The 16,375-nt window shown below is 54.8% G+C and carries 19 protein-coding genes and 1 tRNA gene; 14 read left to right on the top strand and 6 right to left on the bottom strand.

Annotated features, from left to right (window positions below; genetic code table 11):
- Window position 1 precedes the first annotated feature (1 nt).
- The 12 genes from napG (at window position 2) to LA337_15480 (ending at window position 8,952) form a co-directional block, all read left to right on the top strand.
- Window positions 2-697 carry a ferredoxin-type protein NapG gene (napG, locus tag LA337_15535; GenBank protein ID UBI14592.1) on the top strand — a complete coding sequence of 232 codons (696 nt, stop codon included), beginning with the start codon at window positions 2-4 and terminating at the stop codon, window positions 695-697.
- Window positions 684-1,547, top strand: coding sequence for a quinol dehydrogenase ferredoxin subunit NapH (gene napH / locus LA337_15530; protein UBI14591.1), 864 nt, complete (start codon window positions 684-686; stop codon window positions 1,545-1,547). The genes napG and napH overlap by 14 nt, the downstream gene beginning before the upstream one ends.
- Window positions 1,544-1,993, top strand: a complete 450-nt coding sequence (napB, locus tag LA337_15525) for a nitrate reductase cytochrome c-type subunit (GenBank protein ID UBI14590.1) — start codon at window positions 1,544-1,546, stop codon at window positions 1,991-1,993. The genes napH and napB overlap by 4 nt, the downstream gene beginning before the upstream one ends.
- Before the next feature lie 9 nt (window positions 1,994-2,002).
- A complete protein-coding gene (gene napC / locus LA337_15520) occupies window positions 2,003-2,605 on the top strand; it encodes a cytochrome c-type protein NapC (GenBank protein UBI14589.1) in 603 nt (200 codons plus the stop codon).
- 20 nt (window positions 2,606-2,625) lie between these two features.
- Window positions 2,626-3,246 carry a cytochrome c biogenesis heme-transporting ATPase CcmA gene (gene ccmA, locus LA337_15515; protein ID UBI14588.1) on the top strand — a complete coding sequence of 207 codons (621 nt, stop codon included), beginning with the start codon at window positions 2,626-2,628 and terminating at the stop codon, window positions 3,244-3,246.
- The gene (gene ccmB / locus LA337_15510) at window positions 3,243-3,902 is read left to right on the top strand and encodes a heme exporter protein CcmB (protein ID UBI14587.1); all 660 of its coding nucleotides are present in this window, start codon (window positions 3,243-3,245) and stop codon (window positions 3,900-3,902) included. The genes ccmA and ccmB overlap by 4 nt, the downstream gene beginning before the upstream one ends.
- Before the next feature lie 75 nt (window positions 3,903-3,977).
- Window positions 3,978-4,715, top strand: a complete 738-nt coding sequence (locus tag LA337_15505; GenBank protein ID UBI14586.1) for a heme ABC transporter permease — start codon at window positions 3,978-3,980, stop codon at window positions 4,713-4,715.
- Window positions 4,712-4,924, top strand: a complete 213-nt coding sequence (gene ccmD, locus LA337_15500; protein UBI14585.1) for a heme exporter protein CcmD — start codon at window positions 4,712-4,714, stop codon at window positions 4,922-4,924. Before LA337_15505 ends, ccmD begins: the two co-directional genes overlap by 4 nt.
- Window positions 4,921-5,400 carry a cytochrome c maturation protein CcmE gene (ccmE, locus tag LA337_15495; protein ID UBI14584.1) on the top strand — a complete coding sequence of 160 codons (480 nt, stop codon included), beginning with the start codon at window positions 4,921-4,923 and terminating at the stop codon, window positions 5,398-5,400. Before ccmD ends, ccmE begins: the two co-directional genes overlap by 4 nt.
- Window positions 5,397-7,352, top strand: coding sequence for a heme lyase CcmF/NrfE family subunit (locus tag LA337_15490; protein ID UBI14583.1), 1,956 nt, complete (start codon window positions 5,397-5,399; stop codon window positions 7,350-7,352). Before ccmE ends, LA337_15490 begins: the two co-directional genes overlap by 4 nt.
- Window positions 7,349-7,906 carry a thiol:disulfide interchange protein DsbE gene (dsbE, locus tag LA337_15485; protein UBI14582.1) on the top strand — a complete coding sequence of 186 codons (558 nt, stop codon included), beginning with the start codon at window positions 7,349-7,351 and terminating at the stop codon, window positions 7,904-7,906. Before LA337_15490 ends, dsbE begins: the two co-directional genes overlap by 4 nt.
- Window positions 7,903-8,952 carry a cytochrome c-type biogenesis protein CcmH gene (locus tag LA337_15480; protein ID UBI14581.1) on the top strand — a complete coding sequence of 350 codons (1,050 nt, stop codon included), beginning with the start codon at window positions 7,903-7,905 and terminating at the stop codon, window positions 8,950-8,952. Before dsbE ends, LA337_15480 begins: the two co-directional genes overlap by 4 nt.
- Before the next feature lie 96 nt (window positions 8,953-9,048).
- On the opposite strand, the gene narP is transcribed toward LA337_15480, so the two are convergent.
- From narP to LA337_15460, 4 genes are all read right to left on the bottom strand, one after another.
- Window positions 9,049-9,696 carry a nitrate/nitrite response regulator protein NarP gene (gene narP, locus LA337_15475; protein ID UBI14580.1) on the bottom strand — a complete coding sequence of 216 codons (648 nt, stop codon included), beginning with the start codon at window positions 9,694-9,696 and terminating at the stop codon, window positions 9,049-9,051.
- A gap of 207 nt (window positions 9,697-9,903) precedes the next feature.
- Window positions 9,904-9,980, bottom strand: a tRNA-Pro gene (locus LA337_15470).
- 74 nt (window positions 9,981-10,054) lie between these two features.
- Complete coding sequence (yejM, locus tag LA337_15465; protein UBI14579.1) at window positions 10,055-11,815, bottom strand: LPS biosynthesis-modulating metalloenzyme YejM; 1,761 nt, start codon at window positions 11,813-11,815, stop codon at window positions 10,055-10,057.
- A 31-nt stretch (window positions 11,816-11,846) separates the two neighbouring features.
- Window positions 11,847-12,074 carry a YejL family protein gene (locus tag LA337_15460; protein ID UBI14578.1) on the bottom strand — a complete coding sequence of 76 codons (228 nt, stop codon included), beginning with the start codon at window positions 12,072-12,074 and terminating at the stop codon, window positions 11,847-11,849.
- Window positions 12,075-12,208: 134 nt separating this feature from the next.
- On the opposite strand from LA337_15460, the gene yejK reads away from it, so the two are divergent.
- The gene (gene yejK, locus LA337_15455) at window positions 12,209-13,216 is read left to right on the top strand and encodes a nucleoid-associated protein YejK (GenBank protein UBI14577.1); all 1,008 of its coding nucleotides are present in this window, start codon (window positions 12,209-12,211) and stop codon (window positions 13,214-13,216) included.
- Window positions 13,217-13,335: 119 nt separating this feature from the next.
- On the opposite strand, the gene rplY is transcribed toward yejK, so the two are convergent.
- Window positions 13,336-13,620, bottom strand: coding sequence for a 50S ribosomal protein L25 (rplY, locus tag LA337_15450; GenBank protein UBI14576.1), 285 nt, complete (start codon window positions 13,618-13,620; stop codon window positions 13,336-13,338).
- 124 nt (window positions 13,621-13,744) lie between these two features.
- Entirely contained in the window at window positions 13,745-15,505 is a 1,761-nt protein-coding gene (locus LA337_15445; protein ID UBI14575.1) for a DEAD/DEAH box helicase, read from the bottom strand.
- Window positions 15,506-15,656: 151 nt separating this feature from the next.
- Here LA337_15445 and rsuA point away from each other — a divergent pair, with 151 nt between their 5' ends.
- Window positions 15,657-16,364 (top strand): 16S rRNA pseudouridine(516) synthase RsuA, encoded by a 708-nt coding sequence (rsuA, locus tag LA337_15440; protein ID UBI14574.1) that lies wholly within the window; start codon window positions 15,657-15,659, stop codon window positions 16,362-16,364.
- The last annotated feature ends 11 nt before the right edge of the window (window positions 16,365-16,375 follow it).

Raw genomic sequence — 16,375 nt, 5'->3', positions numbered from 1 at the left:
TATGTCCCGGTCAGCAAAACCCCAAAATGGCCGCCGCCGCTTTCTGCGCGACATGGTTCGTGCAGCGGGCGGGCTGGCCGTCGTTGGCGTGGCGCTGGGGTTGCAACAACAAACCGCTCGTGCAAGCGGCGTGCGGTTGCGTCCGCCAGGCGCACTGAGCGAGGAAGCATTCGCCAGCGCCTGCGTGCGCTGCGGTCAGTGCGTTCAGGCATGTCCATATGACACGCTGAAACTGGCGACGCTGGCCTCCGGGCTGGCAGCCGGTACGCCGTATTTTGTCGCCCGCGATATTCCCTGCGAAATGTGTGAGGACATTCCGTGCGCCAAAGTCTGCCCCAGCGGCGCGTTGGACAGGGAAATTGAATCCATCGACGACTCGCGTATGGGACTGGCGGTACTGCTGGATCACGAAAACTGCCTCAACTATCAAGGGTTGCGCTGCGATGTTTGCTATCGCGAGTGTCCGAAAATTGATGAGGCGATCACCCTGGAGCTGGACCGCAACATGCGTACCGGCAAGCATGCGCGGTTTATTCCAACCGTACACAGCGATGCCTGTACCGGCTGTGGGAAATGCGAAAAAGTCTGCGTACTGGAACAGCCGGCAATAAAAGTGCTGCCGCTGTCGCTGGCGAAAGGGGAGTTAGGACACCATTACCGCTTCGGTTGGCTGGAGGGGAACAATGGCAAATCGTAAACGTGATGCCGGGCGTGAGGCGCAGGCAAAAAAAGGATGGTGGAAGAGCCATCGCTGGCTGCTACTGCGTCGTCTGAGTCAGTTTCTGATACTGGCGATGTTCCTGAGCGGCCCGTGGCTTGGCGTGTGGATCCTGCATGGTAACTACAGCAGTAGTTTGTTGTTGGACGCCATTCCGTTCACCGATCCGCTGATTACCCTGCAAAGCCTGGCCAGCGGACACCTGCCGGCGACGGTGGCAATCACGGGGGCGGCCATCATCACGGTGCTGTATGCCCTGGCCGGTAAGCGACTGTTTTGCAGTTGGGTTTGTCCCATGAACCCGGTCACCGATTTAGCCAGCTGGTTGCGCAGAAGGTTTGACCTGAATCAGTCCGCAACCCTGCCGCGCCATATACGGTACGTCCTGCTGGTGGTTATCCTGGTCGGTTCTGCGCTGACCGGTACGCTGCTGTGGGAGTGGATAAATCCAGTCTCGCTGCTCGGACGTAGCCTGGTAATGGGATTTGGCAGCGGAGCGCTGCTGATCCTCGCGCTGTTTTTATTTGATCTACTGGTCGTTGAGCATGGCTGGTGCGGGCATCTTTGCCCACTGGGTGCGCTGTATAGCGTGGTGGGGAGTAAGGGTGCATTAACCGTTTCGGCAAAAGAACGTAACAGATGTAACCGCTGTATGGATTGTTTTCATGTTTGCCCGGAACCGCATGTGCTACGTGCGCCGGTGCTGGATGAGCAAAGTCCGGTGCAGGTAACCAGCCGCGATTGCATGGCCTGCGGTCGCTGCGTGGATGTCTGTTCTGAGGATGTTTTTACAATAACAACACGATGGAGTTCGGGAGCGAAATCATGAAAAGCCATGACCTGATTAAAGCGCTGAGTCAATGGACGGCTGCGCTGGCCCTGGTAGTCAGTGGGGCCGTTTGGGCTGCAAACGGAGTGGATCTGAGCCAGTCACCGGAAGTCTCAGGGACACAGGAAGGGGCGATTCGCATGCCGAAAGAGCAAGTGCGTATGCCGCTGAACTATGTGAATCAGCCGCCGATGGTTCCGCACAGCGTTGAAGGGTATCAGGTGACGACGAACACTAACCGCTGCCTGCAATGCCACGGTGTGGAAAGCTATCGCACCACCGGTGCGCCGCGCATTAGTCCGACGCACTTTATGGATAGCGACGGCAAGGTATTGGCTGAAGTCGCGCCGCGTCGTTATTTCTGCCTGCAATGTCACGTTCCGCAGGCTGACGCCGCGCCGATTGTTGAAAATACCTTCACCCCCTCGAAAGGTTACGGGAAATAAGAGGTCATTATGGAAAATTCTAACCGTAAACCAGGCTGGATTAAGCGCGTCTGGCAATGGTGGCGTCGCCCCAGCCGTCTGGCGCTCGGCACGCTGTTGTTAATCGGCTTTGTGGGCGGCATTATTTTCTGGGGCGGCTTTAATACCGGTATGGAAAAGGCCAATACAGAAGAGTTCTGCATTAGCTGTCACGAAATGCGCAATACGGTATACCAGGAATACATGGAAACCGTACACTACAACAACCGCAGTGGTGTGCGAGCAACTTGCCCTGATTGCCACGTCCCGCATGAGTGGGCTCCGAAAATGATCCGTAAGATCAAGGCCAGTAAAGAGCTGTACGCGAAAGCACTGGGGTTAATAGATACACCGCAAAAATTTGAAGACCATCGTCTGACGATGGCGCAAAATGAGTGGCGGCGTATGAAAGATAATAATTCGCAAGAGTGTCGCAATTGTCACAACTTCGAGTTTATGGATTTAACCGCCCAGAAAGGCGTTGCGGCCAAAATGCACGACCAGGCCGTGAAAGACGGGCAAACCTGTATTGACTGCCATAAAGGGATAGCGCACAAACTGCCTGATATGCGCGAAGTCAAACCGGGCTTTTAACAGGATGTAGATAACCAGGTATGCTTGAAGCCAGAGAATTACTTTGCGAGCGGGATGACAGAATACTGTTCAGCGATTTGTCATTTCGCGTTAACGCAGGGGAATGGGTACAAATTACCGGCAGCAACGGCGCAGGAAAAACCACTCTGCTGCGGTTGCTTACCGGGCTGGCGCGTCCCGATGCAGGGGAGGTTTGCTGGCAAGAGCAACCGCTGCATCACGTACGGGACAGCTACCATCAGCAATTGCTGTGGATCGGACATCAGCCGGGGATAAAAACCCGGCTTTCGGCGTTGGAGAACCTGCGTTTCTTCCACCATGATGGCGACATCGCACAGTGCCTGGCTGCGCTGGCGCAGGCGGGACTTGCCGGATACGAAGATATCCCGGTGAACCAACTTTCCGCCGGGCAACAGCGGCGCGTGGCGCTGGCTCGTTTGTGGCTGACCCGCGCCCGGCTGTGGATCCTCGATGAACCTTTTACCGCCATTGATGTGAACGGCGTTGAGCGACTGACTCAGCGTATGGCGCAGCATACTGAGCAGGGCGGTATTGTTATTCTCACCACTCATCAACCGCTCAATGTCGAGACTAATAAAGTGCGACGTATTGCGCTGACCAGCGAGAGGGCAACGCAATGATGTGGCGAATTTTCCGTTTAGAACTGCGGGTTGCGTTTCGTCATAGTGCGGAAATCGCTAATCCTTTATGGTTCTTCCTGATTGTTATCACACTGTTCCCACTGAGCATTGGGCCGGAGCCGCAGCTACTGGCACGTATTGCGCCGGGCATCATCTGGGTTGCGGCGCTGCTGGCGTCGTTGCTGGCGCTGGAACGCCTGTTTCGTGATGATCTACAGGACGGCAGCCTTGAGCAACTGATGCTGCTGCCGCTGCCGCTACCGGCCGTGGTGCTGGCGAAAGTGATGGCGCACTGGGTCGTGACCGGCCTGCCGCTGTTAATCCTCTCGCCGCTGGTGGCGCTGCTGCTGGGCATGGATATGTACGGCTGGAAAATTATGGCGCTGACCTTGTTACTCGGAACACCGACGCTGGGCTTTCTCGGCGCGCCGGGTGTGGGGTTGACGGTGGGCTTAAAGCGCGGCGGCGTGCTGTTAAGCGTGTTGGTACTCCCGCTTACCATACCCTTACTGATTTTTGCGACCGCCGCGATGGATGCGGCTTCCATGCACCTACCGGTCGAAGGGTACATGGCGATTCTGGGCGCGTTGCTGGTAGGCAGCGCTACGTTAAGCCCGTTTGCCACAGCCGCGGCGTTACGGATAAGCGTGCAGTAGTGCAGTTAGATGTGCAGGCCGGGCAAGGCGCTCCGGCAAAACGGATATTAATTTATGGAGTCTGGTGACTGAACTATGTGGAAAACACTTCATCAATTGGCGATGCCTCCTCGGCTCTATCAGATCTGTGGCTGGTTTATCCCGTGGCTGGCAATTGCCAGCGCGGTGGTACTGATAACAGGATGGATCTGGGGCTTTGGCTTCGCGCCGGCGGATTATCAGCAGGGGCAAAGCTATCGCATTATTTATCTGCACGTTCCGGCGGCGATTTGGTCGATGGGTATTTACGCCTCGATGGCCGTTGCCGCGTTTATCGGCCTGGTCTGGCAGATGAAAATGGCTAATCTGGCGCTGGCTGCGATGGCGCCGATTGGTGCAGTGTTTACCTTTATTGCGCTGGTTACGGGGTCCGCATGGGGCAAACCGATGTGGGGAACCTGGTGGGTTTGGGATGCCCGACTCACCTCGGAACTGGTGCTGCTGTTTCTCTACGTTGGCGCCATTGCACTGTGGCATGCCTTTGACGACCGTCGTCTGGCAGGTCGCGCTGCCGGTATTCTGGTGCTGATTGGCGTGGTCAACTTACCGATCATTCATTACTCGGTCGAGTGGTGGAATACGCTGCATCAGGGGTCGACCCGTATGCAGCAGAGTATCGATCCGGCAATGCGCGCGCCGCTGCGTCTGGCGATCGTCGGCTACCTGTTACTGTTTGTCACGCTGGCGCTAATGCGCATGCGTAACCTGATTTTGATGATGGAAAAACGCCGCCCGTGGGTGAGCGAACTGATCTTAAAAAGAGGCCGCCAATGACCCCTGCATTTGCATCATGGAGTGATTTTTTCGCGATGGGCGGTTACGCCTTGTATGTCTGGCTGGCTGTAGCCATGAGCGTTATCCCACTGGTGGCGCTGGTGCTGCATTCTGCGTTACAGCATCGCGCAATCTTACGCGGTGTGGCGCAGCAGCGGGCGAGAGAAGCGCGCATGCGTGCGGCGCAAGTGCAACGGGAGGCGGCGTGAATATTCGACGTAAAAATCGGCTATGGATTGCCTGCGCGGTCCTGGCGGGTCTGGCTTTGACCATTACGCTGGTGCTCTACGCGCTGCGTTCCAATATCGATCTATTTTATACGCCGGGAGAGATACTCTACGGTAAGCGCGAGACGCAGCAGATGCCCGAAGTCGGTCAGCGCCTGCGCGTGGGGGGCATGGTCATGCCCGGTAGCGTGAAGCGCGATCCGCAGTCGTTGAAGGTGAATTTCAGCATCTATGACGCCGAAGGTGTGGTGGATGTAACTTATGAAGGCATTCTGCCGGATCTGTTCCGCGAAGGGCAGGGCGTCGTCGTTCAGGGCGAGCTGGACAAGGGAAATCATGTGCAGGCCAAAGAAGTGCTCGCCAAACATGATGAAAATTACACTCCGCCGGAAGTCGAAAAGGCGATGCAGGAAAACCACCGTCGTCCGGAAAGCGTGTATAAGGATAAAACGTCATGATGCCTGAAATTGGCAATGCGCTGTTGTGCCTTGCGCTTGGCGTTGCATTACTGCTGTCGGTCTATCCGCTGTGGGGCGTAGCGCGCGGTGATGTGCGGATGATGGCCTCCGCGCGGCCCTTTGCCTGGATTCTGTTTATCTGCGTGATGGGGGCGTTCCTGATTCTGGTCAACGCTTTCGTGGTTAATGACTTTACCGTCACCTATGTAGCCAGTAACTCCAATACCCAGCTTCCGGTCTGGTATCGGGTGGCGGCGACGTGGGGCGCGCATGAAGGTTCACTGCTGCTATGGGTGCTGCTGATGAGCGGCTGGACGTTCGCCGTTGCGGCGTTCAGTCAGCGTATGCCGCTGGATATCGTCGCCCGCGTACTGGCGGTGATGGGGATGGTGAGCGTTGGCTTCCTGCTGTTTATTCTGTTTACCTCTAACCCGTTTGCCCGCACGTTACCTGACTTCCCTATTGAAGGGCGCGATCTGAACCCGCTATTGCAGGATCCGGGGCTGATTTTCCATCCGCCGTTGCTGTACATGGGGTATGTCGGTTTCTCTGTAGCCTTTGCGTTTGCGATTGCCGCGCTGATGAGCGGACGACTGGACAGTACCTTCGCCCGTTTTTCTCGTCCATGGACGCTGGGGGCTTGGGTGTTTCTGACGCTGGGCATTGTGCTCGGTTCGGCCTGGGCCTATTACGAGCTGGGCTGGGGCGGCTGGTGGTTCTGGGATCCGGTTGAGAACGCCTCATTTATGCCATGGCTGGTGGGGACGGCGCTGATGCACTCGTTGTCGGTAACTGAACAGCGTGCCAGTTTTAAAGCCTGGACGCTGCTGCTGTCAATCTGTGCGTTCTCGCTGTGCCTGTTAGGTACTTTCCTGGTGCGTTCCGGCGTGCTGGTGTCGGTGCATGCTTTCGCCTCCGATCCGTCGCGCGGAATGTTTATTCTGGCCTTTATGGTGCTGGTCATTGGCGGTTCCCTGCTGCTGTTTGCGGTGCGCGGTCACAAGGTTCGCTCACGGGTAAACAACGCGCTGTGGTCGCGTGAATCGCTACTACTGGGCAACAACGTCCTGCTGATTGCCGCCATGCTGGTCGTGCTATTGGGCACGCTGTTGCCACTGGTGCACAAACAGTTGGGGCTGGGCAGCATTTCGATTGGCGAACCGTTCTTCAACACCATGTTCACCTGGCTGATGGCGCCGTTCGCACTGCTGCTGGGGATTGGGCCATTAGTGCGCTGGGGCCGGGACCGACCGCGTAAACTGAAGACGTTACTGATTATCGCGTTTGTCACCACGCTTGTTCTGTCGCTGCTGCTGCCGTGGCTATTTGAAGATCGCATTGCCGCTATGACGGTGGTGGGACTGGCGATGGCGTGCTGGATATTCGTGCTGGCGATGTCCGAAGCATTCCTGCGTGTTTCCCGCGGGACAAAACTGACGGCCAGCTACTGGGGCATGGTATCGGGTCACGTTGGGCTGGCGGTTACCATTGTCGGTATTGCCTTTAGCCAGAACTACAGTGTAGAACGCGATGTGCGCATGAAAGCAGGTGATAGCGTCAGTATCCATGACTATCAGTTTACTTTCCGCGAAGTGAAAGACATTACCGGACCAAACTACCGGGGGGGCGTTGCCATTATCGGCGTTACCCGTGATGGCAAACCGGAAGCCACGCTGCATGCGGAAAAACGCTTCTATAACAGCACCAGCTCGATGATGACCGAAGCAGCAATTGACGGCGGATTCACACGCGATCTGTACGCTGCGCTGGGGGAAGAACTGGATAACGGCGCATGGGCTGTGCGTCTGTACTACAAACCGTTTATTCGCTGGATTTGGGCCGGAGGATTGCTGATGGCGCTGGGCGGGTTGTTCTGCCTGTTTGATCCACGCTATCGCCAGCGCACACGTCCTCGCGCTGCGGTGCAAAATAATGCGTCGGAGGCTGTATGAAGCGCAACGCACTGTTAATTCCGTTTATTATTTTTCTCATTATTGCAGCGGCGTTGCTGTGGCAGTTAGCGCGTAACGCTCAGGGGGACGATCCCACGAATCTGGAATCGGCGCTGATCGGCAAACCTGTTCCGACATTCCGCCTGGAGTCGCTGGAAAATCCGGGTCAGCACTATCAGGCCGATGTGCTGACGCAGGGCAAGCCAGTATTGCTGAACGTCTGGGCGACGTGGTGCCCGACCTGTCGCGCCGAGCATCAGTATCTGAATCAGCTGTCTGCGCAAGGTGTGCGGGTAGTGGGCCTGAACTATAAAGACGATCGTCAGAAAGCTATTGTCTGGCTGAAAGAGCTGGGCAATCCATACGCATTAAGTCTGTTTGACGGCGACGGTATGCTCGGTTTGGATCTGGGCGTGTACGGCGCGCCGGAGACGTTTCTGATCGACGGCAAAGGCATTATTCGCTATCGCCATGCCGGTGATCTGAATGCCCGGGTGTGGGAGAGCGAGATCAAACCGTTGTGGGATAAGTACAGTAAGGAGGCTGAGCAATGAGATTTTTACTGGGCCTGCTGATGCTGGTTATCTCGGGATCTGCGCTTGCGACTATCGACGTGATGCAGTTTAAGGATGAAGCGCAGGAGCAGCAGTTCCGTCAGCTTACCGAACAATTGCGCTGTCCTAAATGCCAGAACAACAGTATCGCCGATTCTAACTCGATGATTGCCACTGACCTGCGCCAGAAAGTGTATGAACTGATGCAGGAAGGGAAAAGTCAGAAAGAAATTGTTGATTATATGGTGGCGCGCTACGGTAACTTCGTCACTTACGATCCACCCTTAACACCGCTTACCGTGCTGCTGTGGGTGATGCCGGTGGTAGCGATTGGTCTGGGTGGCTGGATTATTTTCGCCCGTACCCGCCGACGTGTCCGGGTGAAACAGGAAGCGTTTCCTGACGACGTTATTCCGGAAGGCAAGCGCGGTGGATTTGGGCTGTTTGTGCCTGGTATCGTGGTAGCGCTGGTGGTTGGCGCAGTGAGCTATTATGAAATCGGCAGCTATAAGCAGGTTCAGGTCTGGCAGCAGGCCACCGCTCAGGCTCCGGCCCTGCTGGAACGCGCGTTGGATCCAAAAGCTGCCCCGCTCAATGAAGAGGATATGACACGTCTGGCGCTGGGACTGCGCACGCGTTTACAAGACGATCCTGCAAATGTTGAAGGCTGGATCATGCTTGGGCGTATTGGCATGGTACTCGGTAACGCCAGTACAGCCACTGAAGCCTATGCCAATGCTTATCGACTGGATCCTAAAAATAGCGATGCGGCGCTGGGCTACGCGGAAGCGCTGACCCGTTCATCCGATCCTGATGATAACCGTCGGGGAGGGGAGCTGTTACGTCAACTGGTGCGTGGCGAGCATGCTAACGTGCGGGTTCTCAGCATGTACGCGTTTAACGCTTTTGAACAGCAGCGCTTCGGCGAGGCGGTTGCGGCGTGGGAGATGATGCTGAAATTATTACCCGCCAACGATACCCGTCGGGCGGTAATAGAACGCAGTATTAAGCAGGCGATGGAGCAGCTAACGCCGCAGGAGAAGTAAGAGTCCAGATTGCCCGAAGGCGTGTTGCTTTCGGGCCTGTGCGGGCTTTGTAGGCCGGATAAGACGCTGCTGCGTCGCCATCCGGCATCTCATTGATTACTGCATGCCGCGCGTTTGCAAAAACAGGATGGTGGCAGCAACGCGAGAGCGCACGTTCAGTTTGCGCAGCAGGTTGCGAATATGCACCTTCACCGTCTGTTCGGAAATATTCAGCACCGATGCAATCTGTTTATTCGACAGCCCCTGAGCCAGCTCATGCAACACATCCAGTTCACGTTCGGTGAGAATGCTGAACGGATCTTCTTGAGCGCCGAACAGGTCGCGTTCGCGCAGATATTCACTGACGCGTGTGCTAAAAGCTTTACCGCCTTTGGCTCCGCTGCGAATGGCCTCCAGCAGGACTTCAGGATCGCTGTCTTTAAGCAAATAACCATCCGCGCCGGCATCAATTAGGGCGTACACATCGCTGGCGGCATCCGAAACGGTAAGAATGATAATCTGCGCGGTGACGCCATCCCGGCGCAGCGCATTCAGGGTATCCAGTCCGCTCATCCCTTTCATATTGAGATCTAACAGGATCACATCAAGGTCCAGGCGGTTCGCCAGATCGATAGCGCTGGCGCCATCACCCGCTTCCGCGACTACGTTAAATGCGGGATCCAGTTGCAATAATTGACTAATTCCTCGCCGCATTAGTGGGTGGTCGTCAACAATCAGCACCCGAAAAGGCGTTGCTTCAGGCATACTATTCTCCTGAGTTTTTATTAGTATCATTATTGTTTTCAGCGCATCAATCGTCCAGATTCATCACGCTGATGAGAGGATAAATTTTACCCCAATTTGTGCATGGGTAAGTAGTAAAACCTGTGCTGAAGGCCGGAGTAATAATAAGGAATGTTGAAGCGCAGGCATAAAAAAACCAACCATAAAGGTTGGTTTTTTTGGGATTTTTGGTCGGCACGAGAGGATTTGAACCTCCGACCCCCGACACCCCATGACGGTGCGCTACCAGGCTGCGCTACGTGCCGACGCTATGGCTGCTAATACTACTGCTTTCCGCTGCGAATGCAAGAGGATGCTTCGCTAACTGATTTATAATTAATCAGTTAGCGATAAATCGTTTCTCGTCCGTCAGAACCTGTAGCAGCAGGCTTAGCTGTGGTTTCTGATCTTTTATTTTCTCGCCGCGTAAATCATAGGTTTGATAAGTACCGTTGTTATTCAGCACCAGCGTCATTTCTGGCGTGGTAACGGCCATCGTGCTGCTGTCGGCGGCGGTAACCCAGTAATGGCGGCGGGTTGCATTGAACAGATCCTGCCCCTGCGAGTACTCGTTAGCTGGCGTGCTGACGTGCAACAGGCGCTGCATGAGCGTTGTCATCAGGTCTGTATGATCGGTCAGGCTATTGATGCGCTGGGCAGGCGTTCCCGGCCAGTGAATAACCAGAGGCACCTGCAGATGACCGCGTGACCAGGCAAAATTGTTCTCTTCCTGCGTCAGCGGTACACCGCGTCCTGCGGTAATAATCACCACCGTGTTGTTCAGTTTGCCGGAGTCGCGCAGGGCGCTAAGCACGCGGTTGATGTTGGCATCCACATCCTGAGCGGCGTTGGCATAGCGTCTGGCAAAGTTCTTCTGGTTGCTGTCATCAAGGTTCGTGCCGTTAAAGGAGACCCACGAGAACCAGCGGTTGTCTTCCTGCGCGTAGCGTCCCAGCCAGTTAATCCACTGGCTTGCGGTTTGTTCATCAGATTGTGTTTGCACGCTCGGCATGGAGAAATCTGACAGCAGCGCCTGGCGATAAAGCGGGCTGGTAAAGCCATCCGAGGAGAACAGCCCTAACTGATAACCCTGCTGATTTAGTGCAGAAATCAGCGCCGCAGGCGTTCGGGTCGACAAAATGCCGTCCATGTAGCTTGGTGAGACACCGTAGAACAGGCCGAAGATCCCGTTATCCGTGGTGTTGCCGGAACTCATGTGACGCGTAAAGGAGATATTTTGCCCGGCGAATTCAGCCAGTGCAGGCATCTGCTTTTCAAAGCGTGAGTAGTTCAGGCCGTCGACGGTGATCAGCAGGACGTTCTGACCAGTGCCCATATCACGATAGCGTAGTTCGCTAAGCGGGTATTGCACGGAAACCGCTTCCGGATTGCCCTGTTCGATCAGGCGACGCTGATACTCTTGCGCGTCCAGCAGGCCATGTTTTTCCAGGAACTTACGTGCCGTCATCGGGTAGGAGAGCGGCAGGTTCGCGCGCTGCATAGTAATCGGGCGATAGAAATTGGCATCCGCCCAGATATACACCACGTGCGAGGCGATAAAGGAAACGAAGAAGAATGCGGCTAACGGTTTAGCAAAATGGCGACGACGCGTCAGGCTGCGCAGCTTTTGCCAGCTCCAGGTCGCAAACAGCATTTCAATTAACAGGATAACCGGCACGCTGATAAACATCAGTTGCCAGTCACGCGCCGCTTCGTTCTGGTCAGGGTTGATGACCAGTTCCCAGACAATCGGATTGAGGTGCAGGTGGAAGCGGGTGAAAACTTCGCTGTCGATGAGCAACAGCGTCATGCCTGCCGTCGCCAGAATAGCTGATAAGAATCGCATCAGCCTCTGGGACATGACGATAAACGTCAGGGGAAACAGGATCAGCAGATAGGTGGCGAACACCAGAAAGCTAAAATGCCCGACAACGCTCAGGTAGGAATATACACGACCTGCAAGGGTTGTCGGCCAGTCGGCGACAAACAGGTAACGGCTACCGAGCACCATGGCCAACAGAATGTTGAACAAGGCAAACCAGTGCCCCCAGCTAACCATCTGGGAGACTTTCTCACGGTAGCGCTGACGATGAGTTACCATAAACTGTTGTTCGTTTCCCCGGAGCAGGCTCTTAATGCGCTTGGTCGTCGTTTACCGAAGACTGCAATGCGCGGGCAAAAGAGTTGGCAATCGCCTGGCGCTGGGCCGGTGCGATGCTTGTATTGATAAGGTTAGTGACCATATTTCCCAGTACCATCAGGGAAAGGTCGGTCGGCGCCTTATGTTTTTCCAGTACGTTGAGCATCTCATTCAGCAGTTGTTCAACGTGTTCGTCACTATAGCGGGAAATTTGTGGCATAAATCGAAATCAGTCTGTTCATGAAAGGGCAACATATTACCGTACGGACAGTTTTTTTTCTGCTTTTTTATCTTCTATTGCGTCACTGCCCGGCAGGTGGTTGAATACCGCCCGGTCTAAAAGGAGAGTTTATCATGAGTCTGGATATCAACCAGATTGCCCTGCACCAGCTTATCAAACGCGACGAGCAGAACCTTGAGCTGGTCTTGCGCGATTCATTACTGGAACCGACAGCGACCGTTGTCGATATGATGGCTGAGCTGCATCGGGTATATAGCGCCAAGAATAAAGCTTATGGCCTGTTTAGCGAAGAGAGTGAACTGGCGCAAACGCTGCGTTTACAGCGTCAGGGCGAAGAGGATTTTTTGGCCTTTAGTCGTGCAGCGACAGGGCGTTTGCGGGACGAACTGGCGAAATATCCTTTTGCCGACGGCGGTATTGTTCTGTTCTGCCATTACCGCTATCTGGCGGTAGAGTATCTGTTGGTCGCCGTGCTGAACAATTTAAGCAGTATGCGCGTCAATGAAAATCTGGATATCAACCCAACGCATTATCTGGATATCAATCATGCGGATATCGTGGCGCGTATTGATTTAACCGAGTGGGAAACCAACCCGGAGTCCACGCGCTATCTGACGTTCCTGAAAGGGCGGGTAGGGCGCAAAGTCGCCGATTTCTTTATGGACTTCCTCGGTGCCAGCGAAGGTCTTAATGCCAAAGCGCAAAACCGTGGGCTGCTGCAGGCGGTCGATGACTTTACCTATGAGGCGCAACTCGACAAAGCCGAACGCCAGAACGTGCGTCAGCAGGTGTACAGCTACTGCAACGAGCAGTTGCAGGCTGGTGAAGAGATTGAGCTGGAATCACTGTCCAAAGAGCTTTCCGGCGTCAGTGAAGTCAGCTTCAGCGAATTTACCGCTGATAAAGGCTACGAGCTGGAAGAGAGCTTCCCGGCGGATCGTAGCACGTTGCGTCAGTTAACCAAATTTGCCGGCAGCGGCGGTGGGTTAACCATTAACTTCGACGCCATGTTACTGGGCGAACGTATTTTCTGGGATCCGGCGACGGACACCTTGACCATCAAAGGTACGCCGCCGAACCTGCGCGATCAGCTCCAGCGTCGCACGTCTGGCGGGAAATAAAGCCGTTTGCCGGATGGGCGAGTTAACGCCTTTCCGGCCTGCGAGATACACCTTTACCGCCAGCAAAATCCCATAAAAAAACCCCGCCGAGGCGGGGTTCTTCTTCAACTTCCAGGCGATTACGCGCGAACGAAGTCGATGTGAGTCAGCTTCGGCTTGAACGGGTGACGCTGTACAGCCTGAGCTTTAACTTTAACTTCTTTACCGTCAACAACGATGGTCAGAACTTCGCTGTAGAATTCAGCTTTAGCTTGCATGTTCATAACTGCATCGTGATCCAGTTCGATAGCAATCGGGGCTTCTGCGCCACCGTAGATGATTGCCGGGAACTTGTTAGCGGCACGCAGGCGGCGGCTCGCACCCTTACCCTGCTCTTTACGTACTTCAGCGTTGATAGTAAACATTTAAATCTCTCTTTAATAATTCCTGCTACAGGCGACCCAGCAACAGGTAAGTGATCTGCTTTGCGTATGCAAAAGCGGGCGAGATTCTATACTCAAACGGCTGGTATATCAATCAAAAGTACGATTAACCGCGTAATTCATGTGCCCGGCGAAAGCGACCTTCATAATCGAAGACCTTTTCACGCACCTGCCAGTACTGACCTTTCATACGCGCCACCACGAAATCAGGATGACGTAACAGCGCCTGTTGGGCGAGGATATCGGCGGCGGTTATCCAGCGTAAGGGAATGCCAGGCGTTCGGGTGTGCGGGCGAATAAACAGTTGTTCGAAGGCCGTTCGCTGCGCGGGAGTGTGCAGGCGAAAGCGTTCGCTGACGTCGGCGCCATCCTCATCGTAATAGGTGATTTTCAGCCATTCGCCTTTTTCATCCAGGCCATTTTGTAACACCATGCCGCTACAGCGCAGAACCAGCGCATCTTTGAGTCTGAGCGCGGCTTTCAGCATATCATCCGGGTCGACCAGCACCGTGTCGCACTCCCGACAACGGCGGGCGGCGATATCATTTTCCGCATTGCACTGTGGGCAGTTTTTAAAACGGAAACGAAAATCACACTGTTCGCGATGGCCGTCATCATCTTCAAACCATCCCTGGCAGCGGCGGCCAAAATGTTCAATCAGCGTGCCGTCTGCCGTGGTTTTGCCCCAGAAGGTGTTGGCAAATCCGCAGGCAGGACAGAACACCTGTACCGGAACGTTGTCGCTTTTTCCTTTCGGCGCTCCCACTTCCGGCGCGTACAGATCGTGCGGGTTGCCGGCGTAATCGAGGATCAGACAGTCGGTTTTACCCGGTGCAAGGCGCAGCCCACGACCGACAATTTGTTGGTAAAGGCTAACTGACTCTGTTGGGCGCAGAATAGCGATAAGGTCGACGTGCGGGGCATCGAAGCCGGTGGTCAGGACCGACACATTCACCAGATAGCGAAAGCGCTGAGCTTTGAACTCTTCAATCAGCACGTCGCGCTCAGCGCCTGGCGTGTCTCCGGTGATTAGCGCGGCGTCGTCAGCGGGCAGCAGGCCCAGAATCTCTTTAGCATGCTCAACGGTGGCGGCGAAAATCATCACCCCTTTGCGCGTCTGAGCAAACTCGACAATCTGGCTGATGATATGCGGCGTTATTCGCTGCTGTTTTTTTAATTCCTGATTCAGGTCCGCTTCGCTAAACAGGCCGTTACTCTGCGCCTGCAGGCGGCTGAAGTCATATTGTACTACCGGCATGTCGAGGCGTTCTGGCGGCGTCAGGTAGCCGTGTTTAATCATGTAACGCAGCGGTAATTCATAAATGCAGTCGCGAAACAGCGCTTTTTCATCGCCGCGCACCATACCGTGATAATGAAAATGATAAATCCAGCCTTTACCCAAACGAAAAGGCGTGGCGGTAAGCCCGAGCAGGCGTAAGTGGGGATTTACTTTAGTCAGGTGAGTGAGGATTTGCTGATACTGACTCTCTTCATCATCGCCAATGCGATGGCATTCATCGACGATTAGCAGCGAGAACTCTCCCTGAAAGGCGTCCAGATTACGCGCCACCGACTGTACGCTGCCAAACACCACTTTCCCGTGGCTCTCTTTACGCTTCAGGCCTGCGGCAAAAATATCGGCTTCCAGCCCCAGTGCGCAATATTTGGCATGGTTTTGTGCAACCAACTCTTTGACGTGCGCCAGTACCAGTACGCGGCCACGCGCCACGCGGGCCAGTTCGGCAATCACCAGACTTTTGCCCGCGCCGGTTGGCAGGACGATAACCGCCGGCGTGCGGTGGTGGCGAAAATGGTTGAGCGTGGCATCCACGGCTTCTTTTTGGTACGGGCGAAGAGTAAAAATCATGGGCTCATTAAGGTAAACAGCAACAATGTATAGTATGCCATGAATCATTTCCCTTGAGGGATGGTGTAACGCCGCTATACTGGGCGGATAATAGTCCCACTTGTCGGGCGCAAACCCGCTTCTCGTATTTTTACAGGCAAAAATCACACTCATGCGACTTGATAAATTTATCGCTCAGCAACTCGGCGTCAGCCGCGCTATTGCCGGGCGTGAGATCCGTGCTAACCGCGTTACCGTAGACGGTGAAATCGTCAGAAATAGCGCTTTTAAGCTGCTGCCAGAACACGACGTAGAATATGACGGTAATTCCCTGGTTCAGCAAAATGGCCCGCGCTATTTTATGCTGAATAAGCCTCAGGGTTATGTTTGCTCAACGGATGACCCCGATCACCCGACGGTCCTCTATTTCCTTGATGAACCGGTTGCCTACAAGCTGCATGCGGCAGGGCGTCTGGATATCGACACTACCGGACTGGTGCTGATGACCGATGACGGACAGTGGTCGCATCGCATCACGTCGCCACGTCACCATTGTGAGAAAACCTATCTGGTGACGCTGGAGTCGCCAGTGGCAGACGATACCGCCGAACAGTTTGCCCGTGGCGTACAGTTGCATAACGAAAAAGACCTGACCAAACCGGCCGTGCTGGAAGTCATTACGCCAACTCAGGTGCGATTGACCATCAGTGAAGGGCGCTATCATCAGGTTAAACGTATGTTTGCCGCCGTGGGTAACCACGTTGTGGAACTGCACCGTGAACGGATTGGTGACATCAGGCTTGATGATGATCTGGAGCCGGGCGAATACCGCCCATTGACCGAAGAAGAAATCGCCAGCGTTAACTTAACCCCGCGTTAATTTCAGGAGCT

It is taken from the genome of Citrobacter europaeus (assembly GCA_020099315.1).
In the GTDB taxonomy this organism is placed as follows: Bacteria; Pseudomonadota; Gammaproteobacteria; order Enterobacterales; family Enterobacteriaceae; genus Citrobacter; species Citrobacter europaeus.
Note: the sequence above shows the minus strand (reverse complement) of the source record. Positions and strands in the feature narration are given on the sequence as shown.

Bases quoted from the DNA above. Each gene is read 5' to 3' on its own strand.
- napG (UBI14592.1), top strand. From the start codon at position 2: ATGTCCCGGTCAGCAAAACCCCAAAATGGCCGCCGCCGCTTTCTGCGC.
- napH (UBI14591.1), top strand. From the start codon at position 684: ATGGCAAATCGTAAACGTGATGCCGGGCGTGAGGCGCAGGCAAAAAAA.
- napB (UBI14590.1), top strand. From the start codon at position 1,544: ATGAAAAGCCATGACCTGATTAAAGCGCTGAGTCAATGGACGGCTGCG.
- napC (UBI14589.1), top strand. From the start codon at position 2,003: ATGGAAAATTCTAACCGTAAACCAGGCTGGATTAAGCGCGTCTGGCAA.
- ccmA (UBI14588.1), top strand. From the start codon at position 2,626: ATGCTTGAAGCCAGAGAATTACTTTGCGAGCGGGATGACAGAATACTG.
- ccmB (UBI14587.1), top strand. From the start codon at position 3,243: ATGATGTGGCGAATTTTCCGTTTAGAACTGCGGGTTGCGTTTCGTCAT.
- LA337_15505 (UBI14586.1), top strand. From the start codon at position 3,978: ATGTGGAAAACACTTCATCAATTGGCGATGCCTCCTCGGCTCTATCAG.
- ccmD (UBI14585.1), top strand. From the start codon at position 4,712: ATGACCCCTGCATTTGCATCATGGAGTGATTTTTTCGCGATGGGCGGT.
- LA337_15490 (UBI14583.1), top strand. From the start codon at position 5,397: ATGATGCCTGAAATTGGCAATGCGCTGTTGTGCCTTGCGCTTGGCGTT.
- dsbE (UBI14582.1), top strand. From the start codon at position 7,349: ATGAAGCGCAACGCACTGTTAATTCCGTTTATTATTTTTCTCATTATT.
- LA337_15480 (UBI14581.1), top strand. From the start codon at position 7,903: ATGAGATTTTTACTGGGCCTGCTGATGCTGGTTATCTCGGGATCTGCG.
- narP (UBI14580.1), bottom strand. From the start codon at position 9,696: ATGCCTGAAGCAACGCCTTTTCGGGTGCTGATTGTTGACGACCACCCA.
- yejM (UBI14579.1), bottom strand. From the start codon at position 11,815: ATGGTAACTCATCGTCAGCGCTACCGTGAGAAAGTCTCCCAGATGGTT.
- LA337_15460 (UBI14578.1), bottom strand. From the start codon at position 12,074: ATGCCACAAATTTCCCGCTATAGTGACGAACACGTTGAACAACTGCTG.
- yejK (UBI14577.1), top strand. From the start codon at position 12,209: ATGAGTCTGGATATCAACCAGATTGCCCTGCACCAGCTTATCAAACGC.
- rplY (UBI14576.1), bottom strand. From the start codon at position 13,620: ATGTTTACTATCAACGCTGAAGTACGTAAAGAGCAGGGTAAGGGTGCG.
- LA337_15445 (UBI14575.1), bottom strand. From the start codon at position 15,505: ATGATTTTTACTCTTCGCCCGTACCAAAAAGAAGCCGTGGATGCCACG.
- rsuA (UBI14574.1), top strand. From the start codon at position 15,657: ATGCGACTTGATAAATTTATCGCTCAGCAACTCGGCGTCAGCCGCGCT.